The sequence below is a fragment of the Arthrobacter sp. Dra40 genome (genome assembly GCF_059091905.1).
On sequence record NZ_JBNHHB010000041.1, the window covers coordinates 1 to 24266 of the forward strand.

Below are 24266 nucleotides of genomic sequence, written 5' to 3' on the forward strand. Positions count from 1 at the left end.
GGCCGCGCCGGCCGCCGTAGAGGCTTCCCGAGCGCGGACCGCGCAAGAAGCGAAGACCCGGTCCCTCTTCCAGGAGGGGACGCTCGGGCTGGATTACTACGGTCTGCGGCCGCTGCTGAAGGAGCTCGGCGTGGAGTATGTGGCGGCTGAGGATTATGACGGCTGAGCACGACGGCGGCGCCGGGGACGTCCGCCCGTTCGACGGTGGCACCGAGGACTACGACCGGGGCATCCGCTGCATGCTGATGCGCGGCGGCACGTCCAAGGGTGCCTACTTCCTGGCAGCGGACCTTCCGGCCGATCCTGCCCAGCGCGACGACTTGCTGCTGCGGATCATGGGCAGCCCGGACGCCCGCCAGATCGACGGCGTCGGCGGGGCGCACCCGCTGACCAGCAAGGTGGCCGTCATCGCGCCGTCGACAGCTGAAGAGACGGACGTTGACTACCTGTTCCTGCAGGTGGCCGTGGACGAAGCCACGGTCTCGGACAGCCAGAACTGCGGCAACATGCTGGCCGGCGTCGGCCCCTTCGCCGTCGAACGCGGCCTGTTCCCGGCGCAGGGCAGCACGACGGCGGTGCGCATCCGGATGGTGAATTCGGACAGCATTGCCACAGCCACTTTCGCAACGCCCGGCGGCAGAGTGGACTACCGCGGGGACGCGGCCATCGACGGCGTGCCCGGCACCGCCGCCCCCATCACCCTGGACTTTGCCGACACGGCCGGGTCCTCCACCGGGGCCCTGCTGCCCACCGGCCAGGCCAAGGACACAGTGGACGGCCTCGAGGCCACGTGCGTGGACAACGGCATGCCCTCGGTCCTGCTGCGCGCGGCCGATCTCGGCGTCAGCGGCTACGAAACCCCGGCCGAACTGGAGGCCAACACCGGCCTGACGGACCGGCTGGCCCGGATTCGGATCGAGGCGGCGAAGCGGATGGGGATGGGCGATGTGTCCGGCAAGACCGTGCCGAAGCTGGTGCTGCTCTCCGCACCGCGCAACGACGGCGTGATCAACACCCGAAGCTTCCTGCCGGTGCGCTGCCACACCTCCATCGGCGTGCTCGGCGGCACCACCGTGGCGGCGGGCATCCAATTGCCCGGGGGCGTGGCGCAGGACCTGGTCCGGCTGCCCCCGGACGGCGGGCCGCTGCGGCTGGAACACCCCACCGGCTACCTCGATGTCGGCGCCGACCTGGCGGAAGGCCCCGCCGGGATCACCACCAAGTCCTCCACCGTGCTGCGGACAGCGCGGAAGCTGTTCGACGGCACCGTTTTTCCCCGGAACAGTGTGGCCCGGCAAACCAACGAAGGATGATGATGAAACCCCAACCCCGCGATATCGCCCATTTAGGCAACATCGAACTCTTGACGGATAAATTCGACGAGAGTTACTGGTTCTTCAACGACCTGCTGGCCATGCGCGAGGTCGGCCGCGCGGGCGACTCGGTCTTTCTGCGCACGTGGGACGACTACGAGAACTGGAGCATCAAACTCACGCCGCGCGCCGCCTCCGGCGTCGGCCTGGTGGCCCACCGGGCTGCCTCGCCCGAGGCGCTGGACCGGCTCGTGGCTTCGATCCAGGAGTCGGGACTGGGCGGGGACTGGCACGACGGGGAATTCGGTGTTGGACCCTCGTTCCACTTCACCGACCCTGACGGACACCCGATGTCCGTCTACTACGAGACCGAGTGGTACCGCGCCACGGAGGACAAGCCGGCCCTGAAAAACCAGGCCTCGCGCTTCCCGGGACACGGCGTCAACGCCCGCCGGCTGGACCACATCAACTACCTGGCGGCCAACGTGGAAGAGAACGCCACGTTCTCTGCCGAGGTCCTGGGGCTCAAGGACAGCGAACTGATCCGGCTGGACAGCGGGCGCACCGCCGCGCACTGGTTCCGGTTCGGCCAGAAGTCCTATGACCTGGTCTACTCGGCCGACAACCTAGGCGCCTCCGGCCGCCTGCACCACATTGCCTTCGCCCCGGATACCCGCGAGGACATCCTCAAGGCCGCCGATATCTTTTTGGAGAACGGGATCCACATCGAGTCGGGCCCGCACAAGCACACCATCAACCAGACGTTTTTCCTCTACGTCTATGAGCCGGGCGGCAACCGCATCGAGTTCGCCAATGCCGGCGCGCGCCTGCTGCTGGCACCGGACTGGGAGCCTGTGGTCTGGACCGAGGCGGAACGAAAGAAGGGCCAGGCGTGGGGCATGCAGACCATCCCGACGTTCCACACGCATGGCACACCACCCATCGATGTGCCGGACGCCCACTGAGGTTTCCGTGGGCTAGGTTATTGGCAACAACTTTGTCAGCACACTATCCAGCATGGAGCAGCCGCCCGTGAGCACCACCACCCAAACCGCAGCACCCAGATCAACTGACCCAGCCGCCGTCGTCGCCGGGCTGAAGAAGGCGATTGACCGGGGCGAACTTGTTCCCAACCAGCGGTTGGTGGAAGCGGACATCTGCGCTGAGTTCCATGCCAGCCGGGCCACGGTCCGGGCAGCACTGGCGGAGCTGACGCTGGAGGGGTTGGTGGAGCGTATCCAGAACAGGGGAGCCCGGGTCCGCGCCGTCGGCGTGGAGGAAGCGGTGGAGATCACCGAAGTCCGTGCCGCCCTGGAAGCCATCTGCGCAGCCAAGGCGGCCGAACGGGTCACCGACGCGGACGTGGAGGAACTGCAGGCGCTGGGCCGGAGGATGAGCCAGGCGGTGGAGGCCGGTGACCTGCTGACGTATTCGGACTACAACAAGACGCTGCACCGCCGGATCGTTGAACTGAGCGGGCACGACACCGCAGCCGCCTTGATCGCGCGGCTTCGCGGCCAGAGTGTCCGCTTCCAGTTCCGGCTGGCCATGCAGCCGGGGCGGCCGGCGGTTTCGCTGCCGGAGCACCTGGAGATTGTGGACGCGGTCTGCGCCAAGGATCCCGGTCGGGCCGCGGCAGCCATGGAGCAACACCTCAAGAGCGTAGCCACTGCCATCATGCGGGCAGCCGAGGAATCAGCCAGCTAACGAACACGGTTCCCCTGCCACCTGCGATCCAACGACATGCCTTCCGGAACCGGAGGCATGAAAGAGAGGCCGGCACCGCCGGCGGGGAGAGGGGAATCATGAGTGCACAGAACCTGCAGCAGGTCCTGGACGAAGCGGGAAACACCGTCGAGCTGTTGCGGAACTCGCAAATCGGCGCCTATATCTATCCGGTGGTGGCTCCGGAGTTCACCAACTGGCGCAGCGAGGTGCGCGCCTGGCGGGAGACGGCCGTGCTCTACGACCAGACCCACCACATGGACAACCTGTTCATCAAGGGGCCGGACGCACTGAAGCTCATCTCCGACACTGCGGTCAACTCGGTGGCCAGCTTCCCGGTGAACAAGGCCAAGCAGTATGTGCCGACGACGCCGTCCGGGCACGTGATCGGCGATGGCATCCTGTTCCACGAAGCCGAGGACCAGTTCGTCTACGTGGGGCGCTCGCCGGCGGCCAACTGGCTGCTCTTCCACGGGCAGACCGGCGGATACGACGTCGAGGTGGAGGTGGACCGGCGTTCGCCGTCGCGTCCCATGGGCAAGCCGGTGCAGCGCAAGTACTGGCGCTTCCAGATCCAGGGTCCCAACGCCTGGCAGATCATCGAGAAGATCAACGGCGGCACCGTGGAGCAGCTGAAATTTTTCAGCATGGACTACCTCGAGGTGGCCGGGGCTCGGGTCCGCACGCTGCGGCATGGCATGGCAGGGGCCCCTGGGCTGGAGCTCTGGGGGCCGTACGAGTCCTACGACCAGGTGCGGGAATTCATTTTGGACGCCGGCCAGGAGTTCGGCATGCTGGCCGTCGGTGCGCGGGCGTACTCGTCCAATACCTTGGAATCCGGCTGGATTCCGTCGCCGCTGCCGGCCATCTATTCCGGCGACGAGCTGCGTCCCTACCGGGAATGGCTGGGTGCGGACAGCTACGAGGCGGTCAACGCCGTGGCCGGCAGCTTCGTTTCCGAGAGCATCGAGGACTACTACCTGAACCCGTGGGAGCTGGGCTACGGCTCCTTCGTGAAGTTCGACCACGACTTCATCGGCCGCGAGGCGCTGGAAAAGATTGACCCGGCTGAACAGCGGAAGAAGGTGACGCTGGCCTGGAACGCGGAGGACGTGACCAAGATCTTCGCCTCGCTCTTCGACACCGAGGGCACGCCCTACAAGTACTTCGACCTGCCCAACGCCAACTACGGGTCCTCGAACTACGACTCCATCGTCGACGCCGGCGGCACCAAGGTGGGACTGTCCCTGTTCACCGGGTACAGCGCCAACGAGAAGCGGGCACTGTCCCTGGCCACCGTCAACCCCGACGTCGAGCTCGGCACCGAGGTAAAGGTGGTGTGGGGTGAGCCCGACGGCGGAACCCGCAAGACCACCGTGGAGCCGCACCGCCAGCTGGAAGTCCGCGCGGTAGTCAGCCCGGCACCCTACTCGGTGACCGCACGGAACGAATACCGCGGCGGCTGGCGGACCAAGCAGGCGGTTTGAGCGCTACCGCAGGCGGCTGGTGGAGAGCGAGTAGCGGCTGGCCGTGGTGTAGCCGGTCTTGGAACCGGTGACCCGGACCTTGATCGTGTCATAGCGGTCCGCTGAAACCAGGCGGTAGGTCTTGCCGGTGGCACCGCGGATGGGGGTTCCGGAGCGGTACCACCGGTACTTCAGGGTTGTCCCGGAGGTCCAGCTGCCCGGGGAAGCGGTGAGCGTGTAGCCGGGCCGCAGGGTGCCCTTGATGGCCGGTGCCGAAGTCTTCAGGGTGCCCTTGGTTATGGTGGAGGTCCGCGCCGAGTAGCGGTTCAAGGAGGTGTACCCGGGCTTCGAGCCGCGGACGCGGACCGAAACCTGACGGCCGGCGTCGTTGCCGGTGAGCCGGTAGCTGCGGCCGGTGGCGCCGCTGATCGCGGTTCCGGAGCGATACCACTGGTAGCTCAGGCTGGTTCCGGTGGTCCAGGTGTTTGGTACCGCAGTGAGCGTGTAGCCCACCTTCCGGGTACCGCTGATAGCCGGCGTCGGCCCGGTAAGGTCGCCGTTGGTTACAGCCAGAGTCGGGGCCGAGGACCGGACAACGGAGTCGTACCCGTCCTTGGCACCGGTGACGGAGACGGTGAGGGTGTACCCGACGTCGGCCGCAGCCGGCCGGTAAGAGGGCCCGGTGGCTCCGCTGATCGGGGTGCCGCCTCGTAACCATTGGTACGAGAAGTCGCCCGGTGCGGGACTCCACGTCCCGGGGTTGGCGGCCAGCGTATGCCCCACCTTCGCTGTCCCCTTGACCGCGACCGTTCCGGGGATCAGGCAGGCGTCCGGGGCTGGCGTTGGCGCAGTTTCCGCACCCGCCGCGTCAGCCATGAAAGCGGTGGCATCGACCAGGCCAGCGCCCCAGTCCTTCGTGCAATTGCCGCGCAGCGTGCGGGCGGTGGCTTTCAACCGCTGTTCGATGTCCGCGGGGCCGGTCTTGCTTCCGAGCTTGGCGTAGCGCAGGGCGGCGATCCCGGCGACGTGCGGTGCGGCCATCGAGGTGCCCTCACCGTAACCGTAGGCTTCGGCGCCGGGGACAGTCGTGCCTCGGTTGAAGGTGGAGAGGATACCGCCGTTGCCCGTGGTGCCTATGTCTCCACCGGGTGCCGTGACATCAATGGCGGGTCCGAAGTTCGAATATGGGGCTGGCCTGCCCTCGGGCCCGCTGGCGGCTACGGTGATGACGTTTTGGCAGTTGGCGGGGTTGGAGTCAGAGGCATTCGTGTTGTCGTTGCCGGCTGCCACCACAACGGTGGAACCGGACGTGACGGCGAAGTCGATCGCGGCCTGCGAAGTGGCGGTGCAGGCCCCGGGGCCGCCGAGGGACAGGTTGATCACCTGCGCTGCTGTCGGGTTGGCGCTGGTGCCCGGCACCTTTCCGCCGGCTGCCCAGATAATGGCGTCAGCAATGTCGGACATGTAGCCGCCGCAGGTTCCCAGCGCACGGATCGGCAGGATCTTGGCTTCCGGTGCGACACCGGCGACTCCGCGGTTGTTGCCGGTGATCGCCGCGACGATGCCGGCCACATGGGTTCCATGCCAGGACGAGTCCGAGGGCCACTCGTTGCCGTCGCAGTCGTTCATCCCGTACCAGTCGCCCTCATCCTGCGCATCGGCGTCACGGCCGTCGCCGTCCCGGGCCATGGCGGGATCCGAAATCATGTCGTAGCCGGGCAGCACGTTCGCGGTCAGATCCCCGTGGGACGTGATGCCGGTATCCACCACAGCAACGGTGGCTCCTTCTCCCCGGCTGACGTCCCAGGCACCGGAGAGGCGACTGCCGGCTGTGTCTTCTAAGAGATTCCACTGTTCAACGAAGAGAGGGTCATTCGGAGCCTCCCCGGCTGCCTGCATGAGCGCGTCCGGTTCGGCATAGGCAACGGAAGGATCGCTTTCCAGCAGCGCAGCCAGATCTTCGGCTCCGGCTGCGCCGAGGAGTTCGCTGGTCTTAATGACCTGGGCGCCGGTTGCGGTGGAGCGTAACTCTTTGACACTGATGCCCAATGCCTTGGCGGTGCGCCCATAGGCCTTGCCGCGCCCCGCGGAGGTTCCGCCCTTGTCTTTGAACTTCACCACGAAGCGGTCCGTGGGCATGTTCTGCGGAGGCAAAGGTGGGGTCTGAACGGGGGGTGGCGCCGGAGCATCCTCGGCAGCCGCGGAAGGCAGGACCGGGAGAGCAACGGCGAAGACGGCTGCTGCGGTCAGTGAAGCAAAGCGTGCCAAGAGGCGGCGGCGCAGGGGCATCAGGAAGGGGATCCTTGCAGGCAGGCGCGGGAGGGTAGGCGCAGGACGGGGTGGGCATCGTGACGCCCTGCCGCAAGAATACAACGGTTCACCTGTTACCGGTGGCTGTGGTCAGGAGAGCCGCTGATGTGGAGGGATGCGCAGGGGAGTGGTAGTGAGGAGAGCGGTGCGCGGACAACCTCCCGGTTGGCCGCGCACCGTCGTCGTCGTTGTTAGTGGCCCGCTGCCGCGGCTGCTTCGTCCAGGTGTGCGATGGCGCGGGTGTCCTGGAATGCGCGGATGCCCTCAATGCCCTGTTCGCGGCCGAAACCGGAGTGCTTCATGCCGCCGAACGGTGCCCGCAGGTCCAGTCGGGTGGCGCCGTGGTCGTTGACCCAGACGTAACCGCAAACCAGTTGGCCACCGACCGCATTGGCCTTGTCCTTGTCCGCCGTCCACACCGAGCCGCAGAGGCCGGCCCAGGTGTCGTTGGCAAGGGCGACGGCTTCCTCCTCGGTGTCGAAGGGGATGATCGGGATGACCGGACCGAACTGTTCCTGCGTGACCACGCGCAGCTCGGGATCGGGGTCAACCACCAGCGCCGGCCGCAGGAAGTTGCCGCCCTGCAGTTCGGGGTCGTCCGGCAGTTCGCCGAATTCCCGCACATCGGCACCGGCCGCTTTCGCCTCGGCGATGAGCTCCTCGACAAAGGTCTTCTGCGCGGGCTGGTGCAGCGGCCCCATGGTGGTGGCTTCGTCCAGGCCGTAGCCAATGACGGCCTTCTCCAGCCGTTCGGTCAGGCCGGAAACCAGCTCGTCCAGCCGTGACCGGTGCACGTAGACGCGCTTGGCGTTCATGCAGATCTGCCCGGTCGTGTCGAAGACGGCCGCATACAGCCGGTCCAGATGGGTGTCGTCCAGAATGGCGTCTTCGAGGAACACCGCCGCGTCGTTGCCGCCGAGCTCCAGCGTGACCCGGGTCAGGCTCTTGGAGGCCATCTCCATCATCTTTTTGCCGCCGCCCACGCTGCCGGTGAAGCAGACCTTCGCCACGTCGTCGTTCTGGATCAGGGCGCCCATTTCGCTGTCCTGGCCGGTGACGATGTTCAGCACGCCCGGGGGCAGCTTTTCGGCAACCCGCTGCACCACCCGGGTCATCGCCAGCGGTGTGGTGGGCGGTGGCTTCACAATCGCGGTGTTGCCCGCCAGCAGTGCATGGGGCAGTGACGCACCAAGGATGGCAATGGGCCAGTTGAACGGAACAATCACCGTCACCACGCCCAGCGGCTGGTATGCCACCGAAGTGGTCACCGGGATGCCAGGCGCAGGTTCGAGGACCTTGCCCTGGTCCACCTCGTCGGCGAGCGACAGGGCCAGCTGGAACCGGATGTCAAAGACCAAAGCGTCCACCCAGGCCTCCATCCGGATCTTGCCGTTCTCCTGGGACAGGATGGCCGCATCTTCGTCGCGGAAATCCGAGAGGCCTTCGATCGCCGAGGCGAGCCGGGCAGCCCGTTCCTTCGCGCCCAAGGCCGCCCAGGCCGGGAACGCGGACTTTGCCGCGGCGACGGCATCGGCCACATCCTGCTTAGACGCCGCTGCGGCGTACCCCACCACCGTCCCTGGTTTGCCCGGATCCGCAACTGCATACTTTTCGCCGGAGTCCCGGACTTCACCGCCGATGTAGAGACCGGTAGTAACCTGGCCGGTCTCGCCGGTAGTGCTTGCTAGGTCAGTCATCTCGCAACACCTCTCTGTGTTTTGACCGTTCCGGTCCCATGCCGGAACTGCAGGAGCGACGTCTTCTGCGTCGGCACCCCGGCCCGGCCGGCTGAAAGAGAGCAACCGGATGATCGAGGCAGGCGCCAGTTTCCCCTGCCTTCAGCTTTGCCTATCTGCGGAGGGAGTGCTAGGGGTACATCTGCTTATTTTGCAACCGGTGAGTGCTGCGCCCTGTGCGGGTGCGGGCACTCGCCGGGGCTGACGCGGCACCGTCCGGAGCACTGACTGGTGGTGGCGGTGGTACTGGACTTAGTAGCCCCGATACGGGTTTTTGTCGGCACCACCGCAGCGCCCTTGCTCATAGCCTTCCTGCCAGGCCTGGTGAACGGAAGCCACCAGCCCGGCCAGCAGCTCGTAGGAGGGGTGGTCAGGTCCGATATACACCATCTCTTCTCCGGCCCGGTTCAGGATGGTGTGGATGTGCGTGCTCATCGTGTTCTTCCTTCGGGCGTTCTGGGCCCAGACAGGTGGGGGTGATGCCGATACGTTGTCGTAGATATTCTTGGAGGATGAGTGCTCCCGCACAATCAACCGTCGCCTTTGATGGCCGCTTCGCCCGCGAGCTTGCCGAGCTGGCCGTCCCGTGGCGGGCGCAGGAGGTCCGCGACCCGCGGCTGTTGGTCCTCAATGAGCCGCTGGCCCATGAGCTGGGGTTCGACCCGGACGCCTTGCGCGGCCCTGATGGCCTGCTTCTGTTAACGGGCAATCTGGTCTCCGCTGGTGCCACTCCGGTTGCACAGGCCTACGCCGGGCACCAGTTCGGCTGGTACTCTCCCCGGCTCGGCGACGGGCGGGCGCTCCTGCTGGGGGAGATCACCGATACCGGCGGCCACCTTCGCGATGTCCACCTCAAGGGTTCAGGGGCCACGCCGTTTGCCCGAGGCGGTGACGGCCAGGCTCCGGTGGGCCCGATGCTCCGCGAGTACGTGGTCAGCGAGGCGATGCACGCCCTGGGCATCCCGACCACACGCTCCCTGGCTGTCGTGGCGACGGGGCTCCCGGTTTACCGCGACACCCAGTTGCCGGGAGCGGTTCTTGCCCGCGTCGCCAGCAGCCATCTGCGCGTGGGAAGCCTCCAGTACGCCCGCGCCACGGGCGACCCCGGCCTCCTGCGACGGCTCGCCGACCATGCCATTGCCCGTCACCACAGGGCCGCTGCCGACGATGAGCACCCCTATCTGGCGCTGCTGCAGGCTGTGATCGCCGCCCAAGCCTCGCTGGTGGCACAGTGGATGCTCGTGGGATTCGTGCACGGGGTCATGAATACCGACAACATGACCATCTCGGGCGAAACCATCGACTACGGGCCCTGTGCCTTCATGGACGCCTTCGATCCGGCCTCCGTCTACAGTTCCATCGACGAGAGCGGTCGTTACGCGTATGCCAACCAGCCCCTGGTGGCTGAGTGGAACCTCGCCCGCCTCGCCGAGGCTCTCCTGCCGCTTTTGCACGACGACCAGGAACAGGCAGTCGCCCTCGCATCAGAAGCGCTGGGCGGCTTCAGGCGCGAGTACAGCGCCGTCTGGCTGGCCGGCGCGCGGGCCAAGATCGGCCTGCACGGCGAGGTCGACGCCGAGGTGGTCTCACCGCTCGTGCATGACGTGCTGGCACTGCTTCAGGAGGGCACGGTAGACCACACCTTGTTCTTCCGCAGTCTCGGTGCGGCCGCCCGGGGCCGGCCTGAAGCTGCGCGGCGCCTGTTTCCGGACCCGGCGGGTTTTGATGACTGGATTCAGAGATGGCTTCCCGTGGGGCCGGACCCGGCCCTGATGGACCAGGTGAACCCCGTTTACATCGCGCGCAACCACCTGGTCGAGGAGGCCCTCGCCTCCGCTGCGGGAGGGGACCTGGATCCGCTGAACCGCCTCCTGGACGCGGTGGCCCGGCCGTACGACGAGCGCCCCGGGCTGGAGCGCTACGCCGCCGCCCCGCCGGAAGACTTCGGCACTTACCGGACGTTCTGCGGAACCTAAGGGGCCACCCGTCCCGGGGGCGAGGACGGGACCGGCGCCGCTTCTGGCGACCGGCGCCGGTCCGGCGTAAATCGGCCCTTGAGGGTGCCTTGGCAGTTGCTTGCTGAATGTGAGGGTCGGATTGCCTCTGTAGTATGGGCGCAGGCTACAGCCACCGTCGTCAGGGAAGGGAGCTCCATTGCTGAGGGCTATCAGCTACAACCTTCGGAAGCACAGTGCCAGCGCGGAACTTGAGGATCTGACCGATCGCTACGACGTCGACGTGATGTGCCTGCAGGAAGCAGACACGGAGAAGCTGCCCGACAAACTGGGGCACCTGCGGATGGCCGATTCGACCAAGGGAAACAGGCTGGGACTGGCCGTTTACTACGACGAAACCAGGTTCTCGGCGGTCGATACCAACACCTTTGAACTCAAAAAGTCGCTGCATGACTATGTGCTGGCGCCTGCCCACGAGCGGCTGCTCGGGGTCAAGATGGTGGACAACCAGACCAAGCATGAGCTGGTGGTCGGCGACTTCCACGCAGCACCGTTGACCGCCACCAACTCCCTGCGCCGTCACCAGATCAAAGCCGGCCACGAAGCCCTGCTTGAGCTGGGCGGCCAGGGCGAGCAGATGACACTCATGGTGGGTGACTTCAATTACCCTTTCTTCACCAAGAACCTGATTGAGCACCTGAAGGAAACCGGCTACGAACTTACGCTGAGCAACCGCCGGACCTACACCCGCTACAAGCTCTTTCGCGGCCACTTCGATTTCGCCACCTCGCTGGGCCTGGACATCCAGAGCGTGGAGACGCTGCCGCGCGGACAGTCCGACCACCTGCCCATCCTGGTGACCGCCGAATACGCCCACGAGCACCGCAGCGCCCGCGCGAGTTGACCGCTCGGGGACGCCGAACGGCCGCCTTGGCGAAGGCCTCGTGCGCCTGCCCGCGGAGGGCGGCAGCACCGCCGTCGTTGTCACGGGTTTGGTGGAGCGACGCCACCAGCGGCGCCGGGTGGAAGAACCGGAACGGCCCGGCTGGCGGGGCGCGGGGGTAGTGGCGGCCCGGGCCGTCTGGCAGTGTTGGAAGAAAGCGCGTCTGGATAATTCCAGCAGTCGAGCACGAAGGAGATGACGCCATGAACGATTCGGTTCCTGGGCACGAACCAGTCCTTGAGCGGACCCGCCATGACGACGGCGGTGCTGCCGCCGGCGCAGACGGCCAGGGCGCCGCCGTCGAGCCCCTAACCGAACCGCAGGCACCGGACATCAGCTTCGACGAGCAGTTTTACCCCGCCCGGCCCCGCTCGCTGCGGCCGAAGGCCCGGCGCCGCCACTTCGTGCCCGGCCACCCGCCGTTCGAGCCGGACGCGCGCAACAGTGTCTATGTGGAGTGGCTGCGCAACCAGTCCATGCTGGGCGACGCGAAGGTGCTGGGACGCCAGCTCTCGGGGCAGGCCAGCATGTGGCAGAACCCGTACGCGTATCCGAATCCGCGGGCTGCAGTGGAGCGCGCGTCGGTCTGGTTCACGGCCTACCCGCTGTCGCTGATCACCAGGCCCGGGCAGACGTTCCTGGCCGCGCTCGGGGACGCCGGGCTCTGGGAGGCTTTCCAGCAGATTGGCATCAAGGCCATTCACATCGGTCCGGTGAAGCTGGCCGGCGGACTCACCGGCTGGAACCACACCCCCAGCGTGGACGGGCACTTCGACCGCATCAGCATGGCGATCGATCCGCTGTTCGGCACGGAGGATGAGTTCCGGAACATGTGCGGTGTTGCTGCCGACCATGGCGGAACGATTGTTGACGATATCGTGCCGGGCCACACCGGCAAGGGCGCAGACTTCCGGCTGGCGGAAATGAACTTCCGCGACTATCCGGGCATTTACCACATGATCGATATCCCGGAGTCCGACTGGGATCTGTTGCCGGATGTTCCCGAGGGCGAGGACTCGGTCAATATCGATGTCGCGACCGAGCGGGCCCTGCAGCAGGCCGGCTACATCATCGGCGAACTCCAGCGCGTCATCTTCTACGAGCCCGGCGTGAAGGAAACCAACTGGAGCGCCACCCCGCCGGTTCTGGACGTCGACGGCAAGCCCCACCGCTGGGTGTACCTGCACTACTTCAAGGCGGGCCAGCCGTCCATCAACTGGCTGGATCCGACGTTCTCGGGCATGCGCCTGGTGATGGGCGATGCCTTGCATTCGCTGGTGGACCTCGGCACCGGGGCGCTCCGGCTCGACGCCAACGGGTTCCTGGGCGTGGAGAAAAGCGCGGAGGAAACGCCGGGCTGGTCGGAAGGACACCCGCTTTCCGCGGCAGCGAACCAGATCATCGGCAGCATGGTCCGCAAGGTCGGCGGCTTTACGTTCCAGGAACTGAACCTCAGCATGGACGACATCAAGGAGACCTCCGCCACGGGACCGGATTTGTCCTACGACTTCGTCACCCGCCCGGCCTACCACCATGCCCTGGTCACCGCGGACACCGAGTTCCTGCGGCTAACGCTCCGGCTGGCGCTGGAAATCGGCATCGACCAGGCGTCGCTGGTGCACGCGCTGCAGAACCACGACGAGCTGACCTACGAACTGGTCCACTTCACCACCAAGCACAAGGACGATGTCTACGAGCTCGACGGCGAGGAACTCACCGGTGCCGAGCTGGCCCACAAGGTACAGCAGACCCTGCGGGACGGGATCACCGGCGAGGCCGCACCCTACAACCTGGTGTTCACCGCCAACGGCATTGCCTGCACCACCGCCAGCGTGATCACCGCGGTGCTGGGCATCACCGATCTGGACTCGATCACCGAAGAGCAGTCGGCGGAGATCCGCCGGGTGCATCTGTTGCTGGCCATGTACAACGCGCTGCAGCCGGGGGTTTTCGCCCTCTCCGGCTGGGACCTGTGCGGCATGCTGCCGCTGGAGCGCAGCCGGGTGTCCCGGCTGATGTCGCGCGGGGACACCCGCTGGATCAACCGCGGCGCCCATGACCTGATGGGCTTCGACCCGTCCGCCGAGACGTCAACCTCCGGGATGCCCATGGCAAAGGCGTTGTACGGCACGCTGCCCGAGCAGCTGGAGGACGAATCGTCGTTCGCCCGGCAGCTGGCCCGGATTCTGGCTGTCCGCGAAGAGCACGGCATTGCCAAGAGTGCGCTGATCGACGTCCCGGACGTCTCCCACCGCGGCATGCTGGTGATGGTGCACCAGCTGGTCTCCGGCGGGCAGGAGGTTACGGTCCTGAACTTCTCCGGCCAGGAGGTGGCCGGCACCGTTCGCTCGGAAGCGTTGGCGCTGGGCTCGGAGGTGACCGACGCGTTCAGCGGCGACACCGTCGGGACGGTCGACGACCTGCACAGCTTCTTCCTCCAGTTGGGGCCGTACGAAGGCACCGCCCTGCTGATCACCCCACCGCCCGCTGTCGAGGACAATGACGACGACGGTGCCGCCGCGGCGTCGGGTTCTGTCCTCCCGCGTGCCTGAGAAGTGACTGCACGGCTAGCGCCCCTCAACCACGCGTTGAGGGGCGCTAGCTATATAGCCGACGCGCGGGTTTGTTTCTAGGTCCGTGGTGGAGACCGCGGTGACTCCAAGCGGTCCGTTGCCCCGACTCCACGGCTGCGGAGGCCACCGTATTGCCTGTCCGAGCGCGATGTGACGGCCCACACTTGCGGTAGAGATCACTTATAGGCAACACTTGTTGCATCTTGGAAACTTTCATCCAGCCGCCGTTCGCGCGCAGCAAGGAGGCACCTTTGGGCGCCGTTCAATCACCCACCCCGCCTGTCCAGCAGGTGCTGGACGCTGCCGCGGCCATTGTCAGCGCCTTCTCCGCGAGCGACACGGACCGTTATTTCGCCGGGTTCGCTCCGGAAGCCAGCTTCATTTTCCATACCGAGCCCCGGCCGGTGGAAAACCGCGCCGCCTACGAGGCGTTATGGGAGGGCTGGCTGGCTGAGGGCTGGCGCGTGATCGCTTGCGAATCAATCAACCAGCAGGTGACCGTCTTCCCCGGCGGCGCTGTCTTCACGCACGACGTGGAAACCACCGTGGCCCTGCCGGACGGCAAGGACTCGTACCGGGAGCGGGAAACCATCGTATTTCGCGGAGACGACGACGGCGGACTGATTGCCGTGCACGAACATCTCTCGCCGGTTCCTCGCCCGGGCCAGGCCTAAGGCCCTTTTTGCTAAATCTTTCATCCACCTAGGACGGACATGAACCTCTACCGGCGTCTCGACAACCACCTGCAGCAGAATGCAGACGGCTTTGGGCCGATCCGCGGCACACTGTCTATGCCTCGAATCGGCATGATCTGGCTGGCCGCCAACTTCGTGGTCACAACACTGCTGACCGGCACCCTCTTCATCCCCGGGATCGACTTCAGCTCCGCCATCTGGCTGATCGTAATCGGCACGCTGGTCGGCGCCGTCGTGCTGACCCTGATCGGCAATATCGGTACCCGCACGGGCCTGCCGACCATGGCGATCACCCGCGGCGCGTTTGGCACCAGGGGCAGCCTGTTGCCTGTGGCTGCAAACGTGATCATCCTGATGGGGTGGAGTTGGGTGCAGGCGATGCTGGCCGGGGTCACTGTCAATTACGTGGTTGCCCAGCTGACCGGATTCTCCAACCCGATCCTCTTCGCCGTTCTTTGCCAGGCCTTGGTGGTGGGCCTGGCAATCCTCGGGCATGAGGGCATCGCCAAAGTGGAGCCGTGGCTCGCCGTCGTCATTTTGGCGATCATGGTCTACGTCTTTATTACTGCTTTCACCACCTACAGTCCTGCGGATTTTGGTGCGATAGGCGTCGATGAGTCGCTCGGCTACACCAGTTTCGTGGTGTTGGATATTGTGATCGCCACGGCCATCTCTTGGACCGTGCTGTCCGCCGACTTCAATCGACTGGCCAAGTCCAGCCGTGCCAGTGTCCTCGGCTCCGGCGTTGGCTACACACTCTCCACGGTCCTGGCCATGGCGCTGGGTGCCACCGCCATTGGCTATGTGATTCTCTCAGGAGAGCCGGCCGCCGAGTTCGACCCGACGGTGATTGTGGGAGCCTTCGGCACACCGCTGGCCATCGTGATTTTCATGTCCGTGATGGCCACCAACTCCATGGTGGTCTACGGCATGGTCACTTCCATCGTGAACGCCCAGGCGCGCCGGAAGCTCCGGTTCCTGCCTACGGCGCTGGTAGTCGGCGTCGTCTCGATTGCAGGTTCCACCTGGATGGCCCTGCTGAACCAGTTCACCGACTTCCTTGTCATGATCGGGGCGTTCTTCGTGCCGGTGTTCGCGATCATGATCGTGGACTACTACATCATCAAGCGCCGTACTTACGGCCGTGACATTCTGCGTGAAGACGGTGGAAGGTACTGGTATACCGCCGGCATCAACTGGGCCGCCATCGCCGTCTGGGTCATCGGTGCCGCTGCCTCCTACATCCTGACCTACCTCTGGCCCAGTCCGGTGGGTGCCACCATCCCGGCATTCCTGCTTAGCTTCCTGCTGTACCTGGCCCTGTCCATCAAGAGCCGCTCACGTTTCGCCAGTGAAAGTGCCGGGCATCTGGCCCAAGAACCCGGTGCTGCCCAGGGCGCGGCGTCTCCCGGCGCGGGCACGGCAGCCTGAGCGCGCCCGTGAGACTCATAGACCTTTCCCACCCGGTGTCCTCGGGGATGCAAGTCTTTCCCGGGGACCCGCAGGTCGGGATCACCGGCACGCTGACGATCCCGCAGAACGGGGTGGAGGTCTCCGAGCTGCACTTGGGCAGCCACACCGGTACTCACTTCGACGCTCCGTGCCACAGCGTCCCGGGTGGTCGCACCACGTCGGATGTGGCCTTGGAGGAACTGGTGGATGAGGCGCTGGTACTGCACATCCCCGGGCTGGGGGCTGGCGAGGAGATCCGCTGGCATCAGTTCGCCGGCCAAGTCCAGGAGCACGTGCCGAGGATCGTGCTGCTGGCGACCGGCTGGGACAGCCATTTCGGCTCGGAAGCTTACCTCGACCATCCGGTGCTCTCGCGGTCCGCGGCCGACGAGCTGTGGGCCAGGGGGATGCGTGTACTCGCCGTTGACACGCTAAATCCCGACCCAACGCTGCAGCCCGACGAGACCTTCAGCCTTCCGGTGCATGAGCTGGTACTGGGATCCGACGGTCTGATCGTGGAAAACGTCCGGCACGCCACCAGTCTGCCCGCCCGCTGCCGTGTCGGCTTCTTCCCGCTCAAGCTCACCGCAACGGATGGAGCACCCGTCCGGGCTGTCGCCTGGGTGTAGCACTTAAATCCCGCCGAACGGACGAGCCGCCGCCGACCGATCGAGGCAGGGAGGGGCAATGGCGGAGCCGTCATTGCAGGTTCCAGCACGGCCATCCGCCACCTCGCAGCGGCCTCGGTTCGTCTATCCAGAGTGCCGGAGTAATTAAATTTCCCAGTCGCCGATTCCCTCGGCACCATCACCGAAGAAGCCGCCGGCACCGCCGTCGCCGAACAAGCCGCCGAAGCCTGCATTTTCGGCGAAACCCTCGCCCGCGGAGGCGACACTATCGCCGATACCGTCAGCGGCGCCGGCAATTCCTTCCCCGATGCCCGAAAACCCATCCAGCAGGGGACCGGCGATGGCAGAACCGACAAAGCCGGCGGCCACGCCGGCCAGCAGCCCGGCCCCAAGGCCCCCGGCAGCACCGGCCGCTCCCGCTGCCAGACGTCCGCCGCCCCGGCCCGATCCGGACCGTCCGAGGATCCGTTCCATGAACCCCGGCCGCGCTACTTCGGCACGGGTTGCGGCCCTGGCCAGAGTCTCCGGCCTGTCGGAAGCAGCCCGTTCGGAGGCCGGAAGTTGGCTGTTGAGCTCGTCCCGCAGCATCGCGCGCTGCTGCGGGGTCAACCGGTTGAAGGCTTCGATGTGGGCCCGTTCCATATCCTGCGGCGGTGCCGTTTGGAGCATGTATTTGTATTTCGCAATGGCCGCCTGGTCGGGGCCAACTCCGGCGGTCTGTCCGGGCCTACGGTCACGAGGCTGTGACCCGGACGCGTAGGGCTGGTTGTTGCTGCCACTGGAGCGGTTGAAGCCGCCGCCGTCGTACCCACGGTCTTGTCCGTACCCGTACCCGTTGTTCTGGCCGTAACCCGAGCCCTGGCCGGAGCCCTGCGGGCGTTGCTGGCGCTGCTGTCCGGTGCGCTGGGCGAGTTGCTCCTTGGCGTACTGGACCGCCATATGTTTGCCCTTTTGAACCAGCTTGTCGAACATTCCCACGTTCCGCTCCTTGCCTGCCCGGAATCAAAGCCGGGCGTGGTGACCATCTCCCCTTCCAACTGTTGGAGGTGGGCGGGAGTTCCTCGGCACAGTCTGCCGGGCCTTTGCCCGGGGCATCGGGCGGCCCTTTCGGCCGCAAGGGGCGTGCTCCCTAGCCGGTAACCCGATCGACCGCTTCCAAGTGCCCCGGCCGGACGGGAACCGTAGCAGGCTGGTACTCCGGGTGCTTGTCGACGTACCCCTTGAAATAGGGGCAGACGGTGACAACGGCCAATCCTGCGGCAATGCTGTCGTCGAGCGAGTAGCGGGCCAGACGTCCCGCGAGTCCCTGGCCGGAATACGCCTCGTCGACGGTGGTGTGGAAGAAAATCCGTTCAGGTCGCGCGGGTCCCTCGAACGGCAACCAGTGGGCCTTGCCGATGACTTTGTCCTCGTGCACCAGTTCATAACGGCGCTTGTCGGTGTTCAAGCGGACGGTGATGGTTGGCTCGGATTCCACAGTTCCTCCAAAGAGAGTCGGTCGCGGGGAGTCTGGCAGAAGTCAGCCGCGCGGGCGCAGCTGGACCGTTGGCAGCGTGGGTGCAGGCAGCGGCGCGGGCATTCCGTCCGGGAAGGGCCCGAACCGGGGATACGGGGCGCCGTCCGGATAGGTTCCGCTTTCCGGTTCCGGCGCCGGTTCGACGCCGATCTCGGCTTGCCACGCAGCGCGGTAGGCCACGATCTCGTCGTGGCTCCTGCCCACGAAGTTCCACCACATAATGATCTGCTCGGCCAGCGGCTGGCCGCCGATGAGGATCAGCCGGACCGGGGCGGTTCCGGCCTCGAGCACGAGGTGGTTGCGTCCGGTGGCGAGGTAGACCAAGTGGTCCACGGGAACCTTCTCTCCGTCCAGCAGAAGGTCGCCGGTATCCAGCAGGATTCCGTGTTCGAAATCAGCGTTCAAATCCAGTTCCAGCCGGGCCCCCGGCCGCAGTGTGGCTTCGGCGCCGAGGAGCGGAGGGGTGTAGGTGTTGACAGGGGACGTGGAGCCGGCCAGTGAACCGAAGAACACCCGCAGTTCCGTTCCGGCGCCGACGACGGGGGCGGGAGCGTAGTGTTCGAACGTCGGCGGCATGTTCCGGGTTGATTCGGGCAGCGCGAACCAGAGCTGTGCACCGTGCAGCACGGTGGTCTCCGTCGTCGAGAATTCCTGGTGGGAGATGCCGCGGCCGGCGATCATCAGATTGACCTCTCCCGGCCGGACCATGGCCTCGAATCCCGCTGAATCCCGGTGGGCGATCTCGCCGGAGAACAACCAGCTGACAGTGGCCAGGCCGGTATGGGGGTGCCGGGGAACCTGCATGCCGCCTGTGGCCGGGACCAGGTCCGGTCCGTAGTGGTCCAGGAAGCACCAGGATCCAATCAGGCTGCGGCGTTTCTGTGGCAGCGTCCGCCGCACGCTCATGGCCCGGATGCCGCCGAGCGGCACGTCCCGAGGAGCCAGGACCTCCGCGTTTGGGCTGTCCGCTTCCAAAGTGCAGACAACTTCCTGGGGCGCAGTCTCCATGTTGCTCATGGGCTAAGTCTAGGCACGAGGGTTGTTGAAGGACCCCCGCGCGCCCTCCGTTCGGACGTCGCTCCGCGCCTATCGGAGAGGATAGAGGGATGGATGAACTCGGCGTGCTGCTGCGCAGTCTGGACGACTGGTGGATCTACCCGATCGGGGCGCTCTTCGTGACCATTGCGGCGCTGGTTCCGCCGGTGCCCAGCACCACTTTGTTCGTCGCCTTGGGGTCGCTTTCGGTGCATTCGCACCAGCTGAACCCTTACCTGCTGGCGGCAGTCATGCTGGTGGGGGCCGTGGCAGGTGATGCCGCCACTTTCGTCCTGGTGCGCCGCTTCAACCTCACCGAGCGGAAGTTCTTCTCCGGCCGCCACTGGCAGTCCGGTTTCAGCGCCGCGCGGACCAACTTGGGCAGCAAGGGCTTGCCGCTGGTGTTGACCTCCCGGTTCGTGCCGATGGGACGGCTGACGCTCAACGTGGCCGCCGCGATGATCCCGCAGCCCGCGGGCAGGTTCCTGGCCCACTCCGCCATCGCCGGTGTGCTGTGGTCTGCCTACTCCGTGGGCATCGGTGCCGCGTCCGGCGCCTGGCCGAGGCTGTCCACCGAATTCGCCGTGCTGCTGGCCATCGCTGTGTCCCTGGTGCTGGGCACAGTGATCAACCACGCGGTGTCGTGGTGGGAAGGCCGTCAGCTGCCGGAGTTCCTCCGAAAACACAGCGACTAGGCTGCCACCGCCGGTTGGCCGGACAGCGGTGGCAGCTGCGGTCCTACTGCCGCTCTTCCACGCCGCACCAGTTGGCAATGAACAGGGCGATGCTCTTGGTAATTCGGCGGATTGATTCGATGGACACCCGCTCGTCAAAGCCGTGGATCGCCTCGGAAACCGGTCCGTACACCAGCGTGGGAGTGTCCGCGTAGAGCGTGAAGACGCGTCCGTCCAAATAGCCGGGGGTGGTGAAACTCGCCAGCTCCGAGCCGAAGACCTGCTGGTGGGTGCTCTCCAGCAGGGACTCAGCTTCGCTGCCGGGTTCCAATACATAGCCCTCGGCGAAGAATCCGGTCTTGGTGGCGACGGCCTGGATCGCTGCCGGTCCAGTCTGAAGCTGCGCGAGGCGCTCCTGCAGTTCATTCCACGCCTGCTCTGCCGGAATGCCGGGGTAGATGGCCGCCCGCACATCGAATTCACACCATGCGGGCACGCTGGAGGGCCAATCGCCGCCGACGATCTGCCCGAAGTTGAAGTTGATGGGGTGTTCCAGGTCCTCGAAGTAGCGGTGCCGGCCCCGGTCCGCGTTCCACTTCTCCTCGACCTCGCGCAGGGCGGTGATCACGGTGTAGGCGGCGTCGATGGCGTTGAAGCCGGTGCCCATCTCGCGCGGATGGGTCGGGTTGCCGGTGACACGCACCTTGAACCAGAGGACCCCGACGTTGGCCCGGACCAGCATGTCCTCTTCGGGCTCCGGGATGATGACCGCATCTGCTTGATAGCCGCGCATGAGCGCCGACAGGGAACCATTGCCGGTGCACTCTTCTTCCACCACGGACTGGAAGTGGATGCGGCCCGCGGGCGCAAGACCGGCGGCCCGCACGGCGTCGAACGCGAAAAGGTTGGCGGCCAGCCCCGCCTTCATGTCACCGGCGCCGCGCCCGTACATCCAGCCGTCGATGATCGGGGCATCCCACGGTGAGCGGGACCATGCCTCGTCCGGACCCTCCGGGACCACGTCGACGTGCCCGTTCAGGATCAGGGAGCGGCCGGCCTCGGCGGCGGGACGGTAGGTGCCGACGACGTTCGTGACATCCTCGTAGGAGACAGTCACCGGGCCGAAGCCCGGATGGGTGGCGAGCTCATCGGGATCAAGCTGCCAGCGGTCCATGTCCAGCCCGCGGGCCGCCATCGCAGAGTGCAGCAGGTCCTGGGCGCTGCCTTCCTGGGTGCGCAGCGACGGGTGCTTCACTAACTCCTGGGTAAAGGCCAACTGTGCGTCGAAGGCGGCGTCGACGGCCTCGAGGATACGCCGGGACTGTTCTTCAGTGATCATCCAAAGCTCCTTGATATGAGGTGGGGGAGCCGCCGGGAAGGACGGCTCCCCCACGGGTGTTGGAGAGTGAAGCTTCCGACCACCGGTGCGTTCCGGCGGTCGGCGCCCGCCCGAGTCGGCGGGCATTGGGCCTAGCTGTCTGCCACGATCCGCTTGTCCTCGACGCGCATCCGCTCGCCGAGGAAGCCGCCGACGGCGGTCAGTAGCGCGATGATGGCCAGGATCATGGCCGCGCCCCAGGACTGGTTGCCGGAAACGCCGAGCATGGCGGTCGCGACCATCGGCATGAAGCCACTGGTGGCGCCGGCAATGTTGTACCCCAGGGCCACGCCGGAATAGCGCAGCTTGGCCGGGAACAGTTCGGTCAGCAGCGCGCCGTTGACCGCGTACGCCACAGCGATCAGCATGATGCCGAGCGTGATGGCCAGGGTGATCAGCAGCGGCGACTTCGTGTCGATCATGGCGAACAGCGGGAAGGCCAGGGCGGCGGTGAGGATGCCGCCCCACATGGTGACCTTGCCGGGGCCGATCTTTTCCGCAAGCCGGCCCATCAGAATGGTGACGATGATCTGCGCGACGGCGGCGATCAGGGTGGCGTTGACCATGACATTGCGGTCCACGCCGAGGGTGTTGACGCCGTAGCTGACCACGAAGGTGGTGATCATGTAGAAGCCGCCCACGCCCAGCAGGGCGGCGAGCACGGCAACCACCAGGCGGCCGCCGGCATGACGGAAGACGTCGACGGCCGGAACCTTGGACGTCTCTTCCTGGGCCAGGAGATCCTTGAAGATGGGGGACTCTTCCACCTTCATCCTGATCCACAGCGCGATCAGGAGCATCGGGAAGGCCAGCAGGAAGGGAATGCGCCAGCCCCAGGCGTCAAAGAAGTCGGAGGGGAAGAGCAGCACCAGAGTGAACGCAGTGGAGGCCAGGAGGGTCGCCACCGGCGAACCGATCTGGACCATGGCGGCGTAACGGCCGCGCTTCTCAGCCGGGGCGTGCTCCACGGCCATGGTCACGGCGCCGCCCCATTCGCCGCCCACGGCCAGGCCCTGGACGAGTCGCAGCACGGCGAGCAGGATGGGGGCGGCCAGTCCGATGCTGCCGAAGTCCGGCAGCAGCCCGATGAGGCCGGTGGCAATGCCGATCATCACGATGGTGGTCAGCAGCGCGGGGCGGCGCCCGAACTTATCGCCAATGTAACCGAACAGGACAGCACCGATCGGTCGGGCGGCGAAGCCGACGCCGAACGTGGCGAACGACGCCAGCAGGGCTGCCGTGGGATCAAGGTCCGTGAAGAACAGGCGGTTGAAGACCAGGGCTGCGGCTGTGCCGAAGAGGTAGTAGTCGTACCACTCGAGAGCCGTCCCAACGAAGGCGGCCCGGGCGATCTTGCCGGCATCCTTGCCGGAAATGGTGGGTGGAGCACCCGGAGTATTGATAGATTGCGGCGTCGACACGTGGTTGCCTTTCAAGCTGTGCGGGGCCGGCCCCGTCGCAGGAGGCAGCGGCAGCCCGTCATTCCTTTGGCCCTGAACGGAGGACATCCCGCGGTAGAGCTGTGAAGTACCTCTCGACTGTAAGGGAGTGCCAATCACCTAAACAATGACAATACTCACCGGCTTGACAACGACGATTTGTGCATATCAACAAGAAACGTCAGTTTTTGTAGTCCGCCAGCGCAACCAGTGCCAAGGCTGCCTGCGCAGGCACCGTCATATCGAGGCCGATCACCTCTTCCAGGGAATGCAGCCGGTTGACCACCGTGTTTCGGTGGCAGTACAGTTCCTCCGCCGTTTCCTTGATCGACCCCGTGCGTCCGTAGCTTCGAGCCACCTGCAGCAACCGCTGGCGCTCGTGCGGCGTGCAGTGGTCCAAGGCCTCGGTGACCGGATGCGAGAATCCGGGGAGGGTGTCCTCCAGAAGGTCCCTGGCGATTGTCATCCAGGTTCCCGCGATGGTGGCCAGTCCTGTTGCGGCCCCGTGCTTGGCAGCCAGAACCAGCGCTGATGCAGCCGCCTGCGGAATCGCGGCCAGGCCTTCAACTGCGGGGACGAAGCCGGCCGGGAACTCGGGCGGATCGTCCTGCCAGGTCCGGCCGGAACGGACTACGCGGAAAAGGTACAGCGCCCCGGCCCGTTCATAGGAGAAGGTCTGGCGGTCAGCCGCCGGCTGCCGCTGCAACTTCGCCAGTGTCTCTTTGGTGATGGCCACCAGTTCGAACACGTCCGAGCTCTGGACTTCCAGTCCCGCGGCGATGTCCGACACTTCGGCGCTATTTCGCGTATCCGTGTTGAAGAGCCGTGAAAGCAGCCGTTGCCGGTGCAGCTGCTTGTCTCGGGCCAGCAGGGCTTCTTCTTCCGAAAAGGCCTGTTGGATGCTGCTGACGTAGCTCTCCACGGTGTCCAGGACGCGGTCCATGTTGGCAACGAGGATGTCGGTGCCGTGGCCGCGCGCAACTCGTTCGAGTCCCTTCCACAGGACCCTGAAGTCGTTGCGGACAGCGCCGAGGAAGGCCTCCAGCGGAACCCCCTGACGCGCCCGCCGCGCGGCCACGTCCCGCGGCAAGGACTGAAGATCGGGAGGGAGATCCAAGCCGGCCAACAGGAACAAAAACATCTCCATGGTGTCTTGCGCCGTCCGGTGGACGTCCTCGTCCGGAACCAGCGCGCCCTCATAGGAGATGGCGGCGAAGCGCTCCAGGAAGTCGCTGACCAGTGAATCGCGCTCCCGCCACAAGCGCTGGATAAGTTCGGTCCACTGCGGTTCGGCCGACGGGTCCGGCGCAAAGTCCCGGGGCCGGCTGCCGTTGTGCGGCTTGGTCTGTACGCGCGACTCGCTCATGGACCGATCTTATGCAATTGCCTAATTCCCCGGCGTCTTATGGCGTCTTTTAGCCATTGAG

General features: G+C 65.9%; 20 protein-coding genes. 11 read left to right on the forward strand and 9 right to left on the reverse strand.

Features of this window, described 5'->3' with window-relative positions:
- Positions 1-155 precede the first annotated feature (155 nt).
- From AC5RWT_RS17100 to ligM, 4 genes are all read left to right on the forward strand, one after another.
- Positions 156-1313 (forward strand): 4-oxalomesaconate tautomerase, encoded by a 1158-nt coding sequence (locus tag AC5RWT_RS17100; RefSeq protein WP_494081189.1) that lies wholly within the window; start codon positions 156-158, stop codon positions 1311-1313.
- A 2-nt stretch (positions 1314-1315) separates the two neighbouring features.
- Positions 1316-2278, forward strand: coding sequence for a VOC family protein (locus tag AC5RWT_RS17105; protein WP_494081190.1), 963 nt, complete (start codon positions 1316-1318; stop codon positions 2276-2278).
- A gap of 52 nt (positions 2279-2330) precedes the next feature.
- Complete coding sequence (locus tag AC5RWT_RS17110) at positions 2331-3020, forward strand: GntR family transcriptional regulator (RefSeq protein ID WP_494081191.1); 690 nt, start codon at positions 2331-2333, stop codon at positions 3018-3020.
- A gap of 98 nt (positions 3021-3118) precedes the next feature.
- Positions 3119-4525 carry a vanillate/3-O-methylgallate O-demethylase gene (gene ligM / locus AC5RWT_RS17115; RefSeq protein WP_494081192.1) on the forward strand — a complete coding sequence of 469 codons (1407 nt, stop codon included), beginning with the start codon at positions 3119-3121 and terminating at the stop codon, positions 4523-4525.
- A 3-nt stretch (positions 4526-4528) separates the two neighbouring features.
- On the opposite strand, the gene AC5RWT_RS17120 is transcribed toward ligM, so the two are convergent.
- The 3 genes from AC5RWT_RS17120 to AC5RWT_RS17130 form a co-directional block, all read right to left on the reverse strand.
- Entirely contained in the window at positions 4529-6658 is a 2130-nt protein-coding gene (locus AC5RWT_RS17120; RefSeq protein ID WP_494081193.1) for a S8 family serine peptidase, read from the reverse strand.
- A gap of 347 nt (positions 6659-7005) precedes the next feature.
- Complete coding sequence (locus tag AC5RWT_RS17125) at positions 7006-8511, reverse strand: aldehyde dehydrogenase family protein (protein WP_494081194.1); 1506 nt, start codon at positions 8509-8511, stop codon at positions 7006-7008.
- A gap of 291 nt (positions 8512-8802) precedes the next feature.
- Positions 8803-8985, reverse strand: coding sequence for a hypothetical protein (locus AC5RWT_RS17130; protein ID WP_494081195.1), 183 nt, complete (start codon positions 8983-8985; stop codon positions 8803-8805).
- Between the two features lie 77 nt (positions 8986-9062).
- Between AC5RWT_RS17130 and AC5RWT_RS17135 the strand changes: the two genes are divergently transcribed.
- From AC5RWT_RS17135 to AC5RWT_RS17160, 6 genes are all read left to right on the forward strand, one after another.
- The gene (locus AC5RWT_RS17135) at positions 9063-10526 is read left to right on the forward strand and encodes a protein adenylyltransferase SelO (protein ID WP_494081196.1); all 1464 of its coding nucleotides are present in this window, start codon (positions 9063-9065) and stop codon (positions 10524-10526) included.
- Between the two features lie 181 nt (positions 10527-10707).
- Positions 10708-11409, forward strand: coding sequence for an endonuclease/exonuclease/phosphatase family protein (locus tag AC5RWT_RS17140; protein ID WP_494081221.1), 702 nt, complete (start codon positions 10708-10710; stop codon positions 11407-11409).
- Positions 11410-11651: 242 nt separating this feature from the next.
- The gene (gene treS, locus AC5RWT_RS17145; protein ID WP_494081197.1) at positions 11652-14000 is read left to right on the forward strand and encodes a maltose alpha-D-glucosyltransferase; all 2349 of its coding nucleotides are present in this window, start codon (positions 11652-11654) and stop codon (positions 13998-14000) included.
- 272 nt (positions 14001-14272) lie between these two features.
- The gene (locus AC5RWT_RS17150) at positions 14273-14695 is read left to right on the forward strand and encodes a YybH family protein (RefSeq protein WP_494081198.1); all 423 of its coding nucleotides are present in this window, start codon (positions 14273-14275) and stop codon (positions 14693-14695) included.
- Between the two features lie 39 nt (positions 14696-14734).
- Positions 14735-16147: a purine-cytosine permease family protein gene (locus AC5RWT_RS17155; RefSeq protein ID WP_494081199.1), complete on the forward strand. Its 1413-nt coding sequence runs from the start codon at positions 14735-14737 to the stop codon at positions 16145-16147.
- Positions 16148-16155: 8 nt separating this feature from the next.
- Complete coding sequence (locus AC5RWT_RS17160) at positions 16156-16797, forward strand: cyclase family protein (protein WP_493969632.1); 642 nt, start codon at positions 16156-16158, stop codon at positions 16795-16797.
- 144 nt (positions 16798-16941) lie between these two features.
- Here the strand turns inward: AC5RWT_RS17160 and AC5RWT_RS17165 are convergent, their stop codons facing one another.
- From AC5RWT_RS17165 to AC5RWT_RS17175, 3 genes are all read right to left on the reverse strand, one after another.
- The gene (locus tag AC5RWT_RS17165) at positions 16942-17769 is read right to left on the reverse strand and encodes a hypothetical protein (RefSeq protein ID WP_494081222.1); all 828 of its coding nucleotides are present in this window, start codon (positions 17767-17769) and stop codon (positions 16942-16944) included.
- 157 nt (positions 17770-17926) lie between these two features.
- Positions 17927-18274: a GNAT family N-acetyltransferase gene (locus tag AC5RWT_RS17170; RefSeq protein WP_494081200.1), complete on the reverse strand. Its 348-nt coding sequence runs from the start codon at positions 18272-18274 to the stop codon at positions 17927-17929.
- A gap of 42 nt (positions 18275-18316) precedes the next feature.
- Positions 18317-19330, reverse strand: a complete 1014-nt coding sequence (locus AC5RWT_RS17175; RefSeq protein ID WP_494081201.1) for a pirin family protein — start codon at positions 19328-19330, stop codon at positions 18317-18319.
- 89 nt (positions 19331-19419) lie between these two features.
- On the opposite strand from AC5RWT_RS17175, the gene AC5RWT_RS17180 reads away from it, so the two are divergent.
- Positions 19420-20043, forward strand: coding sequence for a DedA family protein (locus AC5RWT_RS17180; protein WP_494081202.1), 624 nt, complete (start codon positions 19420-19422; stop codon positions 20041-20043).
- A gap of 43 nt (positions 20044-20086) precedes the next feature.
- On the opposite strand, the gene AC5RWT_RS17185 is transcribed toward AC5RWT_RS17180, so the two are convergent.
- The 3 genes from AC5RWT_RS17185 to AC5RWT_RS17195 form a co-directional block, all read right to left on the reverse strand.
- The gene (locus AC5RWT_RS17185; protein ID WP_494081203.1) at positions 20087-21361 is read right to left on the reverse strand and encodes an ArgE/DapE family deacylase; all 1275 of its coding nucleotides are present in this window, start codon (positions 21359-21361) and stop codon (positions 20087-20089) included.
- Positions 21362-21492: 131 nt separating this feature from the next.
- Positions 21493-22821, reverse strand: coding sequence for an MFS transporter (locus AC5RWT_RS17190; RefSeq protein WP_494081204.1), 1329 nt, complete (start codon positions 22819-22821; stop codon positions 21493-21495).
- Positions 22822-23020: 199 nt separating this feature from the next.
- Positions 23021-24205 carry a helix-turn-helix domain-containing protein gene (locus AC5RWT_RS17195; RefSeq protein ID WP_494081205.1) on the reverse strand — a complete coding sequence of 395 codons (1185 nt, stop codon included), beginning with the start codon at positions 24203-24205 and terminating at the stop codon, positions 23021-23023.
- Between the last annotated feature and the right edge of the window lie 61 nt (positions 24206-24266).

What these genes read in the sequence shown, in the direction of transcription:
- AC5RWT_RS17100 (WP_494081189.1), top strand. Translation starts at nt 156, where the DNA reads ATGACGGCTGAGCACGACGGCGGCGCCGGGGACGTCCGCCCGTTCGAC.
- AC5RWT_RS17105 (WP_494081190.1), top strand. Translation starts at nt 1,316, where the DNA reads ATGAAACCCCAACCCCGCGATATCGCCCATTTAGGCAACATCGAACTC.
- AC5RWT_RS17110 (WP_494081191.1), top strand. Translation starts at nt 2,331, where the DNA reads ATGGAGCAGCCGCCCGTGAGCACCACCACCCAAACCGCAGCACCCAGA.
- ligM (WP_494081192.1), top strand. Translation starts at nt 3,119, where the DNA reads ATGAGTGCACAGAACCTGCAGCAGGTCCTGGACGAAGCGGGAAACACC.
- AC5RWT_RS17125 (WP_494081194.1), bottom strand. Translation starts at nt 8,511, where the DNA reads ATGACTGACCTAGCAAGCACTACCGGCGAGACCGGCCAGGTTACTACC.
- AC5RWT_RS17130 (WP_494081195.1), bottom strand. Translation starts at nt 8,985, where the DNA reads ATGAGCACGCACATCCACACCATCCTGAACCGGGCCGGAGAAGAGATG.
- AC5RWT_RS17135 (WP_494081196.1), top strand. Translation starts at nt 9,063, where the DNA reads ATGAGTGCTCCCGCACAATCAACCGTCGCCTTTGATGGCCGCTTCGCC.
- treS (WP_494081197.1), top strand. Translation starts at nt 11,652, where the DNA reads ATGAACGATTCGGTTCCTGGGCACGAACCAGTCCTTGAGCGGACCCGC.
- AC5RWT_RS17155 (WP_494081199.1), top strand. Translation starts at nt 14,735, where the DNA reads ATGAACCTCTACCGGCGTCTCGACAACCACCTGCAGCAGAATGCAGAC.
- AC5RWT_RS17165 (WP_494081222.1), bottom strand. Translation starts at nt 17,769, where the DNA reads ATGTTCGACAAGCTGGTTCAAAAGGGCAAACATATGGCGGTCCAGTAC.
- AC5RWT_RS17175 (WP_494081201.1), bottom strand. Translation starts at nt 19,330, where the DNA reads ATGAGCAACATGGAGACTGCGCCCCAGGAAGTTGTCTGCACTTTGGAA.
- AC5RWT_RS17180 (WP_494081202.1), top strand. Translation starts at nt 19,420, where the DNA reads ATGGATGAACTCGGCGTGCTGCTGCGCAGTCTGGACGACTGGTGGATC.
- AC5RWT_RS17185 (WP_494081203.1), bottom strand. Translation starts at nt 21,361, where the DNA reads ATGATCACTGAAGAACAGTCCCGGCGTATCCTCGAGGCCGTCGACGCC.
- AC5RWT_RS17195 (WP_494081205.1), bottom strand. Translation starts at nt 24,205, where the DNA reads ATGAGCGAGTCGCGCGTACAGACCAAGCCGCACAACGGCAGCCGGCCC.